We start from the raw sequence: 16,321 nt of genomic DNA on the forward strand, positions 1-16,321 counted from the left end.
CTATGAAATTAGCACTTCTGGGACGTCAGGCTCTGATGGGTGTAATGGCTGTTGCACTTGTCGCTGGAATGAGCGTAAAGACTTATGCAGATGAAGGTCTGTTAAATAAAGTTAAAGAGCGCGGCACGCTGCTGGTGGGCCTGGAAGGGACCTATCCCCCGTTTAGTTTTCAGGGTGACGACGGCAAGCTGACCGGTTTCGAAGTGGAGTTCGCTGAGGAACTGGCCAAGCACCTTGGGGTGAAAGCTAACCTGAAGCCGACCAAGTGGGACGGTATGCTGGCCTCTCTTGATTCTAAGCGCATTGACGTGGTCATCAACCAGGTGACTATCTCTGACGAACGTAAGAAAAAATACGATTTCTCTACCCCGTATACGGTTTCTGGTATTCAGGCGCTGGTGAAAAAAGGCAATGAAGGCGTTATTAAGACCGCTGCCGATCTGAAAGGTAAAAAAGTCGGCGTTGGTCTGGGCACCAACTATGAAGAGTGGCTACGCCAGAACGTGCAGGGCGTGGATATTCGTACCTATGATGATGACCCGACCAAATACCAGGATCTGCGTGTAGGCCGTATCGACGCCATTCTGGTTGACCGTCTGGCGGCGCTGGATCTGGTCAAGAAAACCAAGGATACGCTGGCTGTAACCGGTGAAGCATTCTCCCGCCAGGAGTCCGGCGTGGCGCTGCGCAAAGGCAATGAAGATCTGCTGAAAGCGGTTGATGCGGCCATTGCTGAAATGCAGAAAGACGGTACGCTGAAAGCCCTGTCTGAAAAATGGTTTGGAGCGGATGTGACGAAATAATCGGCATCCGATGAAAAAAGGCGCCTTTAACAGCGCCTTTTTTTATTCCATTGCGCCTGAACGTGCATAATAAAAAGAACATCACAACAACGAATACCGGAGGCTGTATGCCGCTGCATAACTTAACGCGCTTTCCACGTCTGGAATTTATTGGCGCGCCAACGCCGCTCGAATATCTTCCACGCTTCTCCGACCACCTCGGGCGCGATATTTTCATCAAACGCGATGACGTCACGCCGATGGCCATGGGTGGCAATAAGCTGCGTAAGCTGGAATTCCTGGCCGCAGACGCACTTCGTGAAGGCGCTGATACGCTGATAACCGCGGGTGCCATCCAGTCTAACCATGTTCGACAGACGGCGGCGGTAGCGGCTAAGCTTGGCCTGCACTGCGTGGCGCTGTTGGAAAATCCGATTGGTACCACGGCGGAAAACTATCTCACCAATGGCAACCGTCTGCTGCTGGACCTGTTTAATACGCAGATCGAAATGTGCGATGCGCTGACCGACCCGAATGCGCAGCTTCAGGAACTGGCGACGCGCATTGAAGCACAGGGCTTCCGCCCGTATGTGATCCCGGTTGGCGGTTCTAACGCGCTGGGCGCACTGGGTTATGTGGAAAGCGCGCTGGAAATTGCCCAGCAGTGTGAAGGGGCCGTCGCGCTCTCTTCCGTAGTGGTTGCCTCGGGCAGTGCGGGAACGCATGCCGGACTGGCCGTGGGTCTGGAACAATTGATGCCAGACGTCGAACTTATCGGCGTGACTGTCTCGCGCAGCGTGGCGGATCAAAAACCCAAAGTTGTTACGCTGCAGCAGGATATTGCCCGAGAACTGGAACTGACGGCCTCCGCGGATATCCTGCTATGGGACGATTATTTTGCGCCAGGCTACGGTACGCCAAACGAAGAGGGCATGGAGGCGGTAAAACTGCTGGCGCGCCTGGAAGGCATTTTGTTGGATCCGGTGTATACCGGTAAGGCGATGGCGGGTTTGATTGACGGTATCAGCCAGAAACGCTTTAAAGACGAAGGGCCAATCCTCTTTATTCATACCGGTGGGGCACCAGCACTGTTTGCCTACCATCCTCATGTGTAACAACCAGGTCGAAAACGCTAATGCATGAAAGTATCCAACTGGTAATTGATTCTCTGCCGTATCTGCTCAAAGGCGCGGTTTTTACGCTGCAACTGAGTATCGGCGGGATGTTTTTTGGCCTCGTGCTGGGGTTTATCCTGGCGCTGATGCGTTTGTCACCGCTGTTGCCTGTGCGCTGGCTGGCGCGTTTTTATATCTCTATTTTTCGCGGAACACCGCTGATTGCCCAGCTGTTCATGATCTATTACGGTCTGCCGCAGTTTGGTATTGAGCTTGATCCCATCCCGGCGGCGATGATTGGCTTGTCGCTGAATACGGCTGCCTACGCTGCGGAAACCCTGCGTGCGGCAATCTCTTCCATCGACAAAGGACAGTGGGAGGCGGGTGCCAGTATTGGTATGACGCGCTGGCAGACCATGCGCCGGGCAATCCTGCCGCAGGCTGCGCGCGTTGCGTTGCCGCCGCTGAGCAACAGCTTTATCAGTCTGGTGAAAGATACTTCTTTGGCCGCCACTATTCAGGTACCGGAACTGTTCCGTCAGGCGCAGCTGATTACCTCGCGTACGCTGGAAGTCTTTACGATGTATCTGGCGGCCTCGTTGATTTACTGGGTGATGGCGACGGTGCTTTCTGCGCTGCAAAACTATTTTGAAGAACAACTGAATCGCCAGGAGAGAGAGCCGAAATGAGTGCTATCGAAGTCAGAAACCTGGTCAAAAAATTTCATGGGCAAACGGTGCTGCATGGGATCGATCTTGACGTCAAACCTGGTGAAGTAGTCGCGATTATCGGGCCGAGCGGATCGGGCAAAACCACGCTGCTGCGTAGCATTAATTTGCTGGAGCAACCGGAGGCGGGCACCATTAAAGTGGGTGAGATTACCATTGATACCGCGCGTTCGTTGACCCAGCAGAAAGGGCTGATTCGTCAGTTACGTCAGCACGTCGGTTTTGTTTTCCAGAACTTTAATTTGTTCCCGCACCGGACGGTGCTGGAAAACATTATTGAAGGGCCGGTGATAGTCAAAGGTGAACCAAAAGCTGAAGCGACAGCTCGTGCGCGTGAATTGCTGGCGAAAGTTGGGCTGGCAGGTAAAGAAACCAGCTATCCGCGGCGTTTATCGGGCGGACAGCAGCAGCGAGTAGCGATTGCCCGAGCGCTGGCGATGCGACCTGAGGTTATTCTTTTTGATGAGCCGACCTCTGCGCTTGATCCTGAACTGGTTGGCGAGGTACTTAATACCATCCGCCAACTGGCGCAGGAAAAACGCACCATGGTGATTGTGACGCATGAAATGAGCTTTGCTCGCGATGTTGCCGATAGAGCGATATTTATGGATCAAGGACGGATTGTAGAGCAGGGACCCGCAAAATCCTTATTCACGCATCCGCAGCAGCCGCGTACCCGTCAGTTTCTTGAAAAGTTTTTGATGCAATAAATAGTACATATAGCGCTCGCTGGGATTGTTTCTGGCGAGTGCTCTTCGCATAACTATTTATAATTATTGCTTTATTATTAGCATTTGATTCTGTTACTTCCTTCCGCTGTTGAGTAATACTCAAGTAATTGTTCATTTGTCCGATAATTTGCATATATAAAATACATTTATGTGTTAGCTTGTTTCATATGTTTGGATGATTATCAATCTCAGGGGCATTACCACTTAGTATGCAGGATCATGATTTCTTCACCTGGCGACGGAGCATGCTGTTACGCTTTCAGGAAATGGCGGCGGCAGAGGATGTCTATAATGAATTACAGCAACAGACGCAGCACTTAGAGTTTGATTTTTACGCGCTCTGTGTTCGTCATCCGGTACCTTTTACCCGACCTAAAACGTCACTTCATACGACCTATCCCAAAGCATGGGTGGCGCATTATCAGTCCGAAAATTATTTCGCCATTGATCCGGTGCTGAAACCTGAAAACTTCAGTCAGGGGCATTTACCCTGGAACGATACTCTGTTTCGCGATGCGCAACCTTTGTGGGACGCCGCACGCAATCACGGTTTACGCAAAGGGATGACGCAATGCTTAATGTTGCCTAATCGGGCGTTGGGTTTTTTATCGGTATCGCGGGCGAGTATCCGTAATAGTCGCTTTGCAAACGATGAAGTGGAGCTCAGGATGCAGCTTCTGGTACGGGAAAGCCTGTCTGTACTGACGCGGCTGGAAGATGACATGGTTATGGCGCCAGAAATGCGCTTTAGCAAGCGGGAAAAGGAAATATTGAAATGGACGGCCGAGGGCAAGACCTCTTCAGAGATAGCCATCATTCTGTCGATTTCCGAAAATACAGTGAACTTCCACCAGAAGAATATGCAAAAGAAATTCAATGCGCCAAACAAAACGCAGATAGCCTGTTATGCCGCGGCAACCGGGCTTATCTGAGTAAATTATCGTTCTGAGTGTCAGACGCAAAACCGGCTGAGAGCATTGCTATCAGCCGGTTTCTTTTTTACTGGCGGTAAGCTTGTTTAATTTGCTTAACCGTGTTGGAAAATACCGCCGCCTGTGATTGATCTTCAATCAGCGCGAGCTGTTTTTCCATTTTAAGAATCACGCGGCCTGCATCGGCTTGACCCATTGCCTGCAGCATCAGCGTTAACATGGCTTTCAGGCAGGTGACTTCATTGGCCAGTTCCTGGTTATTCTCAGCAGTGGAAAAGTCAGGCGTACTCATTTATTTTCCTCGTTATGTTTCAATGAAAAAGTGCGATGTCAAATCTTAAGGCGGCGGAGTATACCATAAGCGAGGCTAAAAATATCTGTGGTTGTTTTTTGCGCGGATTAATGTTGTGGACATTAAAATAAACAATATGTTGCAGTGCATATATTTTCTCCACATGTTGTTTATTTCGAGTATTTTCCTCGTTAATTATTGTTACAACTTTGACTGCCTATTTTGCATTCAGCGGGGGAATATGAATTTTTTGTCACTATTCTGAAACAGCTATGCAGATATAACCGTGGCAGAAGGCTGTCAGGACTGAAAGTTTCCACTCGTCGTACAATCTAATTTCCAAAAACGAGAGCAAAATCGAAAGTCGGGCGTTTTTTACATTTCAAAGTTGAGATAAAACCCGTTAACATAGGACCGATTAACTATCGGTAGCGTTATCCCTATTCTGGAGATATTCCTTTGATCAACGTTTTTCTTGTTGATGACCACGAACTGGTGCGCGCAGGGATACGACGCATTCTGGAAGATATAAAAGGCATAAAAGTTGTCGGCGAAGCGTGCTGCGGTGAAGATGCGGTAAAATGGTGCCGCTCAAATTCCGTTGACGTTGTGCTGATGGATATGAATATGCCCGGTATTGGCGGTCTGGAAGCAACCCGCAAAATTGCGCGTTCCACTGCAGACATTAAAGTGATCATGCTGACGGTACACACCGAAAACCCATTACCTGCAAAAGTTATGCAGGCAGGGGCGGCAGGGTATCTCAGCAAAGGCGCCGCCCCCCAGGAAGTAGTGAGTGCGATTCGTTCGGTTTATTCCGGGCAGCGTTATATTGCCTCCGATATCGCTCAGCAAATGGCGCTCAGCCAGATTGAGCCTGAGAAAACGGAAACCCCGTTTGCCAGTTTGTCTGAACGCGAGTTGCAGATTATGCTGATGATCACCAAAGGTCAGAAGGTCAATGAGATCTCAGAGCAACTGAATCTTAGTCCTAAAACGGTGAACAGCTATCGCTATCGAATGTTCAGTAAATTAAACATTCACGGCGATGTAGAGCTGACTCACCTGGCAATTCGCCATGGCCTGTGTAATGCGGAGACATTAACAAGCCAGTGACCGATCAGTTTGATGCCAAAGCGTTCCTGAAAACCGTGACCAGTCAGCCCGGCGTCTATCGTATGTATGATACCGCCGGGACGGTTATCTATGTCGGGAAAGCGAAAGACCTGAAAAAAAGGCTTTCCAGCTACTTCCGTAGTAATCTTGCGTCACGCAAGACCGAAGCGCTGGTCGCGCAAATCCAGCAGATTGATGTCACGGTAACGCACACTGAAACCGAAGCGTTATTGCTTGAGCACAACTACATCAAGCTGTATCAGCCGCGCTATAACGTATTGCTGCGCGATGATAAATCCTACCCTTTTATATTCCTTAGCGGCGATACCCACCCGCGTCTGGCGATGCATCGCGGGGCAAAGCATGCCAAAGGCGAGTACTTTGGACCGTTCCCTAACGGTTATGCGGTGCGTGAAACGCTGGCGCTGTTGCAGAAAATATTCCCTATCCGCCAGTGCGAAAACAGCGTTTATCGCAACCGTTCTCGGCCTTGTCTGCAATATCAGATTGGCCGCTGTCTTGGTCCGTGTGTTGCGGGTCTGGTGAGTGAGGAAGAGTATGCTCAGCAGGTCGAGTATGTTCGTCTGTTTCTGTCCGGAAAGGACGATCAGGTATTAACGCAGCTGATCGCCCGCATGGAAAAGGCCAGCCAAAATCTCGAATTTGAAGAGGCTGCGCGCATTCGTGACCAAATCCAGGCCGTACGCCGCGTGACAGAAAAACAGTTTGTCTCTAATAACGGAGACGATCTGGACGTCATTGGCGTGGCGTTTGACGCCGGTATGGCCTGTGTGCACGTTCTGTTTATTCGCCAGGGTAAAGTGCTGGGCAGCCGCAGCTATTTCCCGAAAGTACCCGGTGGCACGGAACTCGGCGAGGTCGTCGAAACCTTTGTCGGGCAGTTTTATCTGCAGGGGAGCCAGATGCGTACCTTACCCGGGGAAATCCTGCTCGATTTTAATCTTAGCGATAAAACCCTGCTGGCAGACTCTCTGTCTGAACTGGCCGGCAGAAAGATTAACGTGCAGACGAAACCGCGAGGAGATCGCGCACGTTATCTCAAGCTGGCGCGGACCAACGCGGCAGTGGCGCTCACCACAAAACTTTCTCAGCAGTCGACGATTACGCAACGTCTGACGGCGCTGGCATCGGTATTGAAGTTACCTGCGGTGAAGCGTATGGAATGCTTCGACATCAGCCATACGATGGGTGAGCAGACGGTAGCCTCCTGCGTGGTCTTTGATGCCAATGGCCCGCTTCGCGCAGAATATCGCCGCTACAACATTACCGGTATTACGCCGGGTGATGATTATGCGGCGATGAATCAGGTCTTACGTCGGCGTTACGGGAAGGCGATTGAAGAAAGTAAGATTCCGGACGTCATATTGATCGATGGTGGTAAAGGCCAACTGGGGCAGGCGAAAGCCGTTTTTGCTGAGCTGGACGTTCCCTGGGACAAACAGCACCCACTCTTGCTGGGGGTGGCAAAAGGGGCCGATCGTAAAGCCGGTCTGGAAACGCTGTTCTTTGAGCCGGAAGGTGAGGGCTTTAGTTTGCCGCCGGATTCGCCTGCATTGCACGTTATCCAGCATATCCGCGATGAATCTCACGATCATGCGATTAGCGGGCATCGTAAAAAGCGGGCGAAAGTGAAAAGCACCAGTACGCTTGAGACCATCGAAGGTGTCGGGCCAAAGCGTCGCCAGATGTTGTTGAAATATATGGGAGGTTTGCAAGGCCTTCGTAACGCAAGTATCGAAGAAATTGCAAAAGTGCCGGGTATTTCGCAAGCTCTGGCAGAAAAGATCTTCTACTCGTTGAAACATTAGGCCCTCTGTAGCAACATAGGGGTAATTTCACTGACAACAGATAGTTATCCGTCATATGCAATTTAATATCCCTACGTTGCTCACGCTGTTTCGCGTCATCCTGATCCCATTCTTTGTATTGGCTTTTTACCTGCCATTCACCTGGGCTCCCTTTGTTTGTGCGCTGATCTTCTGTATCGCAGCGGTCACTGACTGGTTTGACGGTTTTCTGGCGCGCCGCTGGAACCAAAGCACGCGTTTTGGCGCCTTCCTCGATCCGGTCGCTGATAAAGTGCTGGTGGCAATCGCGATGGTCCTGGTGACAGAGCATTACCACAGCTGGTGGGTGACGCTTCCTGCCGCAACAATGATTGCGCGTGAAATTATCATCTCTGCACTGCGTGAATGGATGGCCGAACTGGGTAAACGCAGCAGCGTAGCCGTATCCTGGATCGGTAAAGTGAAAACCACTTCGCAAATGGCTGCTCTGGCCTGGCTGCTGTGGCGTCCAAATATCTGGGTAGAGTATGCTGGGATCGCACTTTTCTTCGTCGCCGCGATACTGACTTTGTGGTCAATGTTCCAGTATTTGAGCGCTGCGCGTGGAGATTTGCTTGATCAGTGATCGTTTCGACGCAAATTTCAGCAAACGATCGTCAGTGGTGAAAAATATCGTTGACTCATTGCGTCAGGTAAGTAGAATGCAACGCATCGAACGGCAGCACTGATTGCCAGACGATAACAAAATCAAGTGATTAACAAAGTTACTTGGTGATGCGGGAATAGCTCAGTTGGTAGAGCACGACCTTGCCAAGGTCGGGGTCGCGAGTTCGAGTCTCGTTTCCCGCTCCAAATTTAAGACATCGGCAATAGCGGATGTTGGCTGTAAAGCCAGAAGATTTCGGCGCGTTAGCAAAGCGGTTATGTAGCGGATTGCAAATCCGTCTAGTCCGGTTCGACTCCGGAACGCGCCTCCAATTTCTTCCCGAGCCCGGATGGTGGAATCGGTAGACACAAGGGATTTAAAATCCCTCGGCGTTCGCGCTGTGTGGGTTCAAGTCCCACTCCGGGTACCATGGGAAACATCAGAATAATCAAAGCAATAAGCAGTGTCGTGAAACCACCTCCGGGTGGTTTTTTTTGTGCCTGAAATTCATGTCCTGTGCATATCCTGTGCTCACGGGGTGCGATGAGCTGCAATCTTCAGCCCGGCAATGCCGAATCGAACGTGTCGCCTCCAGCATAGAGAACCAGGCCGCTTTGCCTGTTTTCCGGTACGCTTCCGGGAAGGGGGGCCTGCTGAGCAAGCTGTAATGCTCTAGCCACCCTGAGTACAAAGTTGCTTAATTCGTGCAATCACCTCATCTCTGTACTTCTGGTGTCCGCGCATAGCCCGTGGATGGGCAATTCTGAAACAGATTGCATTACCTGTTTTGAACTCCCATAGCTTCCCCGGAATGACTGAAGAAGTCTCATAGCCGCCCAGCTCAGTAAGCACCTGTTTTATGATGTAGTCTGTTCTCCGGGCTCCGGATGCAAAGATGATGAAATCAGGCTCAAGGTGTTTAATTTGTACCGCCAGCAGCTTCAGCGAGGCTAATATGACTTCCTGCAATTCATTTTGAGGGCGATTGAGAGGGGTCAGTCCGTCGTAATCCCACGCCAGTAGATTGGCATACACGATTGCCTGGGGAAGAATATTAAGCTCCCGGGCCAGCCTGAAATGATATTGCGTGAAGCGGCTACGTGATTTGAGGTTGGTGGTGCCATCATTTTGTACCGGAAGATGTTTCCTGTAACGATCTACAGCTTCTTCAACCACCTGCCCGATGGTGACGTCAGGCATAAGTCCCAACACCCGTGATATCGTATTCTTACCATTCAGCGTATTCCAGCCAGCGGTTTCACGTCCAACCAGCATGATTTTTACCGGTGAATGCCAGTATTCTTCAAACGGCACGGGTAAAAAGACGCCTGAGTATTTATCTTCATTCAGGTTAAATGACTGGGCGTCAACTTCCTGTAATATCCGTTTGTACGCGTCTAATAGCCTTTCCATTCTTCAATCCTGCCCCGTAATAAAAACACCTTCAGATATATATTATCTCCATGATATCAATCAGATACATGAGGATAAATATGCAAAAATCCTTCCGATTCACCAATTCATCCATCAAAGCCCTTCCGGCAAACACAGATACCCGATCTACAGAGCTTGAGGTATCTGATACCGAGGTCATTGGCCTCAAATGCCTCTCAGGTCGAACGGGTAACAAACGTTTCCTCCTGCGCTACACATTCCACGGTACCAAAAAAAGTATCAGTATTGGCAGATTCCCTGAAATTGATGTGGGGACAGCCCGTCAGATAGCCCGTCGTCACAAGGAGGCGATTGCACTGGGAAATGACCCCAAGGCAGAGCGCGATAATTATCGTGCGATGCCAACGCTTAGTGAGTTTTTTCACCTGACCTATGTTCCGTTCATCAAGCGCCATAAAAAGTCCTGGGATAAGGATGTTCAGCGTTTCACGCAATACATTGAACCTCGTCTGGGGAAGATACGTTACTGCGACCTTCGGGCCCGGGAAGTCCAGCAGTTGCTTTTCGACATGCTTGAGGGTCGTATTCACGGCCAGCAGTATGCACCGTCTACCTGTAACAGGGCACTGGCTATTCTGAAAACTATGGGGCGTTATGCGCTACGACAGGATGTCCTGGAGAAGAATGAAGCCGATAAGATCCCTTTGCTGAAGGAGAATAATCAGCGGACGCGCTTTTTTGACGCCGATGAGATCAGAAGGATCCTCGACGCTGCGGCACGATACCCCAATAAGGCAGCCGGGGGACTGATAGCCATGCTGCTGTTAACCGGTACACGCAAATCAGAAATGCTGAATGTCATGCACAAACATATTGATCGGGATAACAGGTCGTTATTCATTCCTTATACTAAGAATGGTCGCAGCAGAACTGTGTATCTCAGTGATGTTGCATTATCCATTATTGATTCGATCCCACGGGCTGGCAGCAACCCCTATCTGTTTGCCGTAAAAGATAATGGAAAACCAATATCAGAACCCCGGTGGGCCTATGAAAAAATACTGGCAGAGTGCGGGATAGATAAAAGTGAAGTCTGTTTCCACACTACGCGCCATTCCGTCGCATCATTACTTGTCTCCAGCGGACAGTACAGTCTGTATGACGTTAAAGCCCAGCTTGCGCATGCCAGTATTCAGAGTACGGAGCGCTACGCAAAACTGACACCAGAGCGAATGCGTCAGACCGGGCAGGGTGTTACCGACCTTCTTTTACCCCCCGTAGCTACCAGTAAAGAACAGTGATTTTTGCGTCTCTTAAACGTGGAGAATGATTATGCCGTTAAAGTGCCCTAAGTGCGGTAGTCGGAATACAGTCACAGAAACTGCCGGAAATATAGCAAAGGTGACTCGCGATGACCGGTTTCTGACATCGACATCCGGTTATATTAGCCCGGAGCAATTACCAGAATTGCTTAAAGAAATCATCAGGGCGATACAGCGTCTATTTGGATTCCTTAAACAGCGTGAAAGAAATAATGCGCCAGTGCTTATCTGCAAGGATTGTGGATATTATGAAAGAATATAGATGACGCCTGAAGGCAATTCCAGATTCTTTACCCTGTCTGTGTAACCCCGATACTTAAAACGTATCGGGTTTTTTGTTTATGAGGATTATTCAATGAAATTTATCTCGAACTGGCAAGACCTGCCGTCGCTCCTTCTTCCCGATTCAGTTATGACTGTCCTGAGAAAAGAGCTGATACTCCCATTTGATGATGAATCTTCTGCAATGAATTTCTGGGGAGAGGTCGGAGTAACATTAATGTACATTGAACCCGGTGATGTTCCCGAAGATATTAAACGACAAGTACTGGATGTAATTTATCATTTAATTGCAAACCCTGAGTTCGTGGTCCATCTGACAGATGAATATTACTTGATGCTATCAATTACAGAAGATAATGGAAATGGTATTTATCTGTTGTTTCATCCCAATTGTCCTCTGGGCGGGATTGATAAATTAATGTCTATGGCGGAATCCCGTCTGTAAATCAGATTAAAACCAGGAGATGAAAATGAGAAAATCAAAGTTAGAGAAAAATAATAATGAACACGAGAAGCTGGAGTTAAATAATGATTTAAGTGATATTGAAAAAGGTATCACTGAAGATGGCCAAATATTACCTGAAGAGAGTTATAAGCTGCTAATTGAATCAGGTCAGGCGGAAAAAATCAGCCCTAAAGCCAGCGGTATTCTGACATGGCAACTGGCTATGTCTGAAACGGATAATGAACTTTACCTGCGTCTCATGGCAAATGGCAGCGGTGGATTGTTCTCTAAAGACTGGGTCCCACTTTCTAAGATTGAAAGTGTACTCGAAGTTCAACCGACAACGGGCTTCACATCAGGCGTATTCAGATCATTATTTAAAGGAGCAAGTGCCAATAATGCCGGTTTTCTGGCTGCTGTTTTACGCTCCCCGGATATATGTCTGCTTGAGGCGCACCCTGAGAAGTTGTTTACGCATGTTTTATATGCTGACTGGCGGGCGCGTCTTAAAACACTCGGTAAGGTTGGCGATTGAGAAAGGATTGCGAAGAATTAATTCTTTACCAGAACTGTTATACAACCAGAAACTACTACACACCTCTACTCACCTTTTACAGGAAAATCTATTATGCAAACCCAGTATGCCTTAAAACAGGCAGGATTAACGCTGCCTGTCACTAAATTATTTCAGCAGCACATCGTTACGCTTCTGGCAGAACAATCTCAGCAAACATCGGTCAGGGCAGTAGTCATTAATTTTCGTGACCCGGACTACAGTGCAGAATCCGGCGGATTTCATCCGGTTGAAATGCGGTTCATCCGCCAGGATAACGAATGGTATTTCGATTATGTCACAGACTTTAGTTACATGGGACGAGTCTATCCGGAGCTGGAAAAGGAAATGGACTTTTGTTGGTCAGGTCAATACGTCTTCCATTATCTGGCTGGGGATATTTCACTGGCGGCAGAGAGGAATGAACTCTGGTCCTTATGGGAGGGTAATTTTATGGATTACCTGTCTATGGGGATTTACCGGGTAACGGTAACTGTGGAAAGTTGTTGACCTGTTATGAACAGGAAGAAAACGGGCATCTTTGTAATCCTCTTCATGCGCAGTACATCGCAGCATGATGATGATACTGGTTGTACCGGACCGTTCGCATAAACATGTGCAGACGCGGGGGATCTCAGATCCCTCGTGGTTTAGCCCTAAATGGCGCATTCATCAGTGACATGGTGATAACGATTACTCTATTACCCCAACGGCAGTTTTACACCGCATAAAGAATATCGAAATTACAGCATGTTAGGTGATGAATTGTCCGATGGATTGTTAAAACGAAACCATAAAGGTACCCATGATGCGTCAGTCACGAGGCGAGAAGATCGCTGAAAGACTGGGGTGGATATTGCTCCAGCTCTATACCGGTAATTCTCTGTCGGTTAATGATATTTGCCAGCAGTTTTCGGTTTCCCGTCGGACAGGGCGACGGGACTTATTGAGGGTTGAAACAGTAACTGAAACAGTTTCTCCCGGGAAAGTGAAGTTGGCTCCCCTGATAAGAGATCGAGTCAGGCAAGGAATATGCAAATAATTTTCTCTACATGGACATAACCTGTCCTCGCATTGCATTAGGCTCTGAAATGAACCAAATAAATCCCATTAATTAAGGATGTAGGATGAAAAGAAAAATAATTGTGGCTATGTTGTTCACAGGTTTTCTGTCACAGGCGCATGCCGGGCTTGTTCAGGTAAATAATCGTGTGGCCTGTTATCTTGTGATGGACAATACAAACAGGCAACTCATGCAGTCAGATAAAAAACTTACAGCTGAAATTTATGAATATTTGGGAGGAGAGCTACAGCGTTATGGCGTTGACGAAGAGTCGATTAATGAAAATACCATAGCGCTGGAGAATGATCTGCCTCGGGCATACCAGCAGGCAGCGTTTGCAGATAAGTGTGTAGCATTCTACCAAACCCCATCAAACAGAAAGTAGCCAGAACAGATAACTTCGCGCACCTAAGTGGATAATCATGATATGAAAAATATAATTACGGGAAGTCTTGTGGCCATTATACCTGTCACCTCAATAGCCGCTTCTGTTTCGCTTGATACAGCAGGACGTTGTTATGAAGCAACCCGCCAGTCAACCCAAATGGCGATGTTACTGGATCCAAATGCAGCGGAATACAAAAATCTCAACAGCAATGCCAAAGAGCTATTTGGAACGCTCTCCGGTGGCGTAGGTGAAAAAGACTCAAAGAAAGTTCGGGATGCCTGGAAGGCCATTCTTGATAATGCCGGAATGGAAGGCAGTATGGCTAAATCTGATGGGTATAGGGAAGTGAACAGATATCCGCAGGACGTCATTATGCAGGAGGCTAATAAATGTGTCCGTCTTGCAATTAAAGCAGGGATTGTAAAATTCTGATGAATAACGAGGTGTAAACAATTCGGGAGCAGCTGCTCCCGTTACTTTTTTTAGCGATGTTAGTCAAAGATCCAGTTCCAGGCTTTTTTCAATCCACTGACTACAGCTTTTTTGGCAGCTTTCACCACCACGCGCAAAGGCGCTGGCAGGGTATTATCAATAATATCATCAAGAACGCGATCAACGGTATCACCAAATCCTTCCGTTGCCTCTTCTGTAACTGTACGGGTTTTGTGCTCGTCTCTCACCTGAGAAGCGACGCCGCTTTGAGCGTGCTTTGGGAGCGCACGAACCATTGCCTCCACCAAATGGGTCACATTGTATCCCTCACTGGCGGCGACAGCGATCACCGGATGGTCAGTAAACCCAAATCGCTGTGTGATATATGCTTCTTTATCGAGGATATTTTGCATCTGGGATGGAGAAGGCCGGGCGTTGTCAACATCCCACTCACGGAATGGCTCAATTTTGTCGACCTGATTAAGCACAAACAGTGTTTTAGCCTCACCGCCAGCAGGGGCCAGCACATTTTTGTAGAAATGTTCATCCGCAGAAAAGGCGCGATCATCGCCTTTAATCACCCAGAGAACCAGATCCAGCTGTGGTAACAGATCACGATAAAGTTGTTCATATTCAGCGTCACGCTCAGCATTTTCGCCCACACCCGGAATATCAATCAACCGCACTGAGCGTTTGCCAAACTGGATGCGCATTTCCTGCGTTTCACGGGTACAGGCGGCGACATCGCTGACTGCACAAATATCACCCTTAAAAATCGCATTACATAAGCTGGACTTCCCGGCTCCGGTCTTTCCCATAATGCCAATGACCGGCTCATAACTGATAACGTCATTGATGCGTCGGGCAATACTGTCCCTGATATTTTCAGGTAATATTTCAAGAGCATCCTTCACAGGATTTCGATTTTTAGTTTCTGTATTATTCATCTTGAGCACCATTCTCCATTCTCGCTTTAATTAACGCACACTCGTAATAAGAAATAATTACTTTTAGCAAGGCATTCACTTTTTCCAGATCACGGGGTGCCGCGTAACCGACGATCCCTTTTTTCATAGGGCTGAAGCGTTCCTTGCGGGAAAGGTTCATTGCGGCCAGTTGATCATCAATACCGTGCATTAACAAATGACCGTTTTCACCAGCACTGAAGTGATTGCAAATCATCTCGGCATGCCTGAGTAGGTTTTCGGGAACTACATTGAATGGCGCGTCAAGCCAGGCTTTAAGATGCGCATTCTGTTCATTATCATTGGCGTCAAGAAGACCGCTGAGTAAGTCCGTTGCTATGTTTTCGAAAAAATTCTCGAGCGCTTTTTCATCTTTATTCATTAGAGGTATCTCCGGTTGATTCCGTACTTTCATTCTGCTCGTATCGTTTCAGGGCAAGGCGTATGTCTTGCGTAACCTGATTACGAATCGATGCTGGTTTTAGAACTTCAACCTCGGGCATCCAGTATTTGATGAGAGGGATAATTTGGCCGAAGTGAGCCACCCGTGAAATCACGAGCAAATCACCGCTTGCGGAAGTGTGAATAATTTCCTGACCCGGCAACAGCGCGCGGCGCAAGAACCACGGGGCTACACGTGCAGAAACTGACATCAGTACTTCAGTAAGCTCTGCGCCATACCAGATACTTTCCGCATTCTCGATTTGCAGATGAATTTCCGGCGACATGGCAAATGACATGTTACTGGGGAGAACCTGTTTCATCGCTGAAATGACGAAACTTTTCAGCACTCCTCCCTCAATGGCAGCGAGATACCAGATCCCTCTGTCACTGACGAGACGATAGGGTTCAATGGCGCTGTAACTTTTCGCTTTATACATAAAGCTTATTTTTTTGCTGCCGCGAATCGCGTCTGACAATGTATTCAACGTAGACATAAAAACCCCACAATTTTCGTAGGGACGCTGTTTGATCAGAAACGGATTATTTTCGGCATTGCCCAGCAATATGCCTAACAGGCGGTCATCCCAGCGTGGAAATAACCCTTCAATACCCAGAATACACGTAAAGCGGCGCAAGTCAGTATTGCTGCGCTGTCCCAGAACACCAACGGGAAGATGATATTTCTTACCACTGCGAAGAAGGTTGAGATAAGCCAGTCGCTGCGTAAGGTCACGCCGGATGGTCTTATCACAGACATTAAACTCTTCAGCGAGCCCACTCACCGTGACTGATTCACCGTTGTTAAGGCGAGTCAGTATCAATCCAAGGCGATACCCAAGTTTGTCATGCTTATCCATTCAGGCATCCAATCAATTGAAGCTG

19 protein-coding genes and 3 tRNA genes are annotated in these 16,321 nt (G+C 48.4%); 17 read left to right on the top strand and 5 right to left on the bottom strand.

The window, feature by feature from the left end:
* The first annotated feature begins 2 nt into the window (after positions 1-2).
* The 5 genes from tcyJ to sdiA all read left to right on the top strand — a co-directional run bounded on the left by tcyJ (position 3) and on the right by sdiA (position 4,288).
* On the top strand, positions 3-803 hold the full coding sequence (gene tcyJ / locus IB222_RS09095; protein ID WP_003030469.1) for a cystine ABC transporter substrate-binding protein: 801 nt from the start codon (positions 3-5) through the stop codon (positions 801-803).
* Positions 804-910: 107 nt separating this feature from the next.
* A complete protein-coding gene (gene dcyD, locus IB222_RS09100; RefSeq protein WP_118262559.1) occupies positions 911-1,897 on the top strand; it encodes a D-cysteine desulfhydrase in 987 nt (328 codons plus the stop codon).
* 20 nt (positions 1,898-1,917) lie between these two features.
* Positions 1,918-2,586, top strand: coding sequence for a cystine ABC transporter permease (tcyL, locus tag IB222_RS09105; protein ID WP_003030474.1), 669 nt, complete (start codon positions 1,918-1,920; stop codon positions 2,584-2,586).
* Positions 2,583-3,335: an L-cystine ABC transporter ATP-binding protein TcyN gene (tcyN, locus tag IB222_RS09110; RefSeq protein WP_003030477.1), complete on the top strand. Its 753-nt coding sequence runs from the start codon at positions 2,583-2,585 to the stop codon at positions 3,333-3,335. The genes tcyL and tcyN overlap by 4 nt, the downstream gene beginning before the upstream one ends.
* A gap of 230 nt (positions 3,336-3,565) precedes the next feature.
* The gene (gene sdiA, locus IB222_RS09115) at positions 3,566-4,288 is read left to right on the top strand and encodes a transcriptional regulator SdiA (RefSeq protein WP_032934487.1); all 723 of its coding nucleotides are present in this window, start codon (positions 3,566-3,568) and stop codon (positions 4,286-4,288) included.
* A 67-nt stretch (positions 4,289-4,355) separates the two neighbouring features.
* On the opposite strand, the gene IB222_RS09120 is transcribed toward sdiA, so the two are convergent.
* Positions 4,356-4,580, bottom strand: coding sequence for a DUF2594 family protein (locus tag IB222_RS09120; RefSeq protein ID WP_003030482.1), 225 nt, complete (start codon positions 4,578-4,580; stop codon positions 4,356-4,358).
* Between the two features lie 459 nt (positions 4,581-5,039).
* Between IB222_RS09120 and uvrY the strand changes: the two genes are divergently transcribed.
* The 6 genes from uvrY to IB222_RS09150 all read left to right on the top strand — a co-directional run bounded on the left by uvrY (position 5,040) and on the right by IB222_RS09150 (position 8,580).
* Positions 5,040-5,696 carry a UvrY/SirA/GacA family response regulator transcription factor gene (uvrY, locus tag IB222_RS09125; RefSeq protein ID WP_006684079.1) on the top strand — a complete coding sequence of 219 codons (657 nt, stop codon included), beginning with the start codon at positions 5,040-5,042 and terminating at the stop codon, positions 5,694-5,696.
* The gene (gene uvrC / locus IB222_RS09130) at positions 5,693-7,525 is read left to right on the top strand and encodes an excinuclease ABC subunit UvrC (RefSeq protein WP_126317802.1); all 1,833 of its coding nucleotides are present in this window, start codon (positions 5,693-5,695) and stop codon (positions 7,523-7,525) included. Before uvrY ends, uvrC begins: the two co-directional genes overlap by 4 nt.
* Positions 7,526-7,580: 55 nt before the next feature.
* A complete protein-coding gene (gene pgsA, locus IB222_RS09135) occupies positions 7,581-8,129 on the top strand; it encodes a CDP-diacylglycerol--glycerol-3-phosphate 3-phosphatidyltransferase (RefSeq protein ID WP_003030490.1) in 549 nt (182 codons plus the stop codon).
* 151 nt (positions 8,130-8,280) lie between these two features.
* Positions 8,281-8,356 (top strand) — tRNA-Gly (locus IB222_RS09140).
* Positions 8,357-8,407: 51 nt separating this feature from the next.
* A tRNA-Cys gene (locus IB222_RS09145) sits at positions 8,408-8,481 on the top strand.
* 12 nt (positions 8,482-8,493) lie between these two features.
* Positions 8,494-8,580 (top strand) — tRNA-Leu (locus IB222_RS09150).
* Between the two features lie 242 nt (positions 8,581-8,822).
* Here IB222_RS09150 and IB222_RS09155 read toward each other — a convergent pair.
* On the bottom strand, positions 8,823-9,563 hold the full coding sequence (locus tag IB222_RS09155) for a hypothetical protein (RefSeq protein WP_149384304.1): 741 nt from the start codon (positions 9,561-9,563) through the stop codon (positions 8,823-8,825).
* A gap of 80 nt (positions 9,564-9,643) precedes the next feature.
* On the opposite strand from IB222_RS09155, the gene IB222_RS09160 reads away from it, so the two are divergent.
* From IB222_RS09160 to IB222_RS09185, 6 genes are all read left to right on the top strand, one after another.
* Positions 9,644-10,846, top strand: a complete 1,203-nt coding sequence (locus IB222_RS09160) for a site-specific integrase (RefSeq protein ID WP_149384303.1) — start codon at positions 9,644-9,646, stop codon at positions 10,844-10,846.
* Positions 10,847-11,222: 376 nt separating this feature from the next.
* The gene (locus IB222_RS09165; protein WP_223240802.1) at positions 11,223-11,594 is read left to right on the top strand and encodes a hypothetical protein; all 372 of its coding nucleotides are present in this window, start codon (positions 11,223-11,225) and stop codon (positions 11,592-11,594) included.
* Between the two features lie 25 nt (positions 11,595-11,619).
* Positions 11,620-12,129 carry a hypothetical protein gene (locus tag IB222_RS09170; RefSeq protein ID WP_001721485.1) on the top strand — a complete coding sequence of 170 codons (510 nt, stop codon included), beginning with the start codon at positions 11,620-11,622 and terminating at the stop codon, positions 12,127-12,129.
* 93 nt (positions 12,130-12,222) lie between these two features.
* A complete protein-coding gene (locus tag IB222_RS09175) occupies positions 12,223-12,657 on the top strand; it encodes a DUF2787 family protein (protein WP_063135756.1) in 435 nt (144 codons plus the stop codon).
* A 617-nt stretch (positions 12,658-13,274) separates the two neighbouring features.
* The gene (locus tag IB222_RS09180; RefSeq protein WP_097428801.1) at positions 13,275-13,595 is read left to right on the top strand and encodes a hypothetical protein; all 321 of its coding nucleotides are present in this window, start codon (positions 13,275-13,277) and stop codon (positions 13,593-13,595) included.
* Positions 13,596-13,637: 42 nt separating this feature from the next.
* Positions 13,638-14,030: a hypothetical protein gene (locus IB222_RS09185; RefSeq protein ID WP_097428800.1), complete on the top strand. Its 393-nt coding sequence runs from the start codon at positions 13,638-13,640 to the stop codon at positions 14,028-14,030.
* A gap of 59 nt (positions 14,031-14,089) precedes the next feature.
* On the opposite strand, the gene IB222_RS09190 is transcribed toward IB222_RS09185, so the two are convergent.
* Genes IB222_RS09190 through IB222_RS09200 form a run of 3 tightly spaced genes read right to left on the bottom strand, consistent with a single transcriptional unit; the run spans position 14,090 to position 16,296 of the window.
* On the bottom strand, positions 14,090-14,977 hold the full coding sequence (locus IB222_RS09190; protein WP_149384302.1) for a GTPase: 888 nt from the start codon (positions 14,975-14,977) through the stop codon (positions 14,090-14,092).
* Positions 14,970-15,377: a hypothetical protein gene (locus IB222_RS09195; protein ID WP_021536926.1), complete on the bottom strand. Its 408-nt coding sequence runs from the start codon at positions 15,375-15,377 to the stop codon at positions 14,970-14,972. The genes IB222_RS09190 and IB222_RS09195 overlap by 8 nt, the downstream gene beginning before the upstream one ends.
* Positions 15,370-16,296, bottom strand: a complete 927-nt coding sequence (locus IB222_RS09200; protein ID WP_149384301.1) for a WYL domain-containing protein — start codon at positions 16,294-16,296, stop codon at positions 15,370-15,372. The genes IB222_RS09195 and IB222_RS09200 overlap by 8 nt, the downstream gene beginning before the upstream one ends.
* Positions 16,297-16,321: the final 25 nt, after the last annotated feature.

It is taken from the genome of Citrobacter sp. C13, from assembly GCF_014596815.2.
GTDB classification, from domain to species: Bacteria; Pseudomonadota; Gammaproteobacteria; order Enterobacterales; family Enterobacteriaceae; genus Citrobacter; species Citrobacter portucalensis.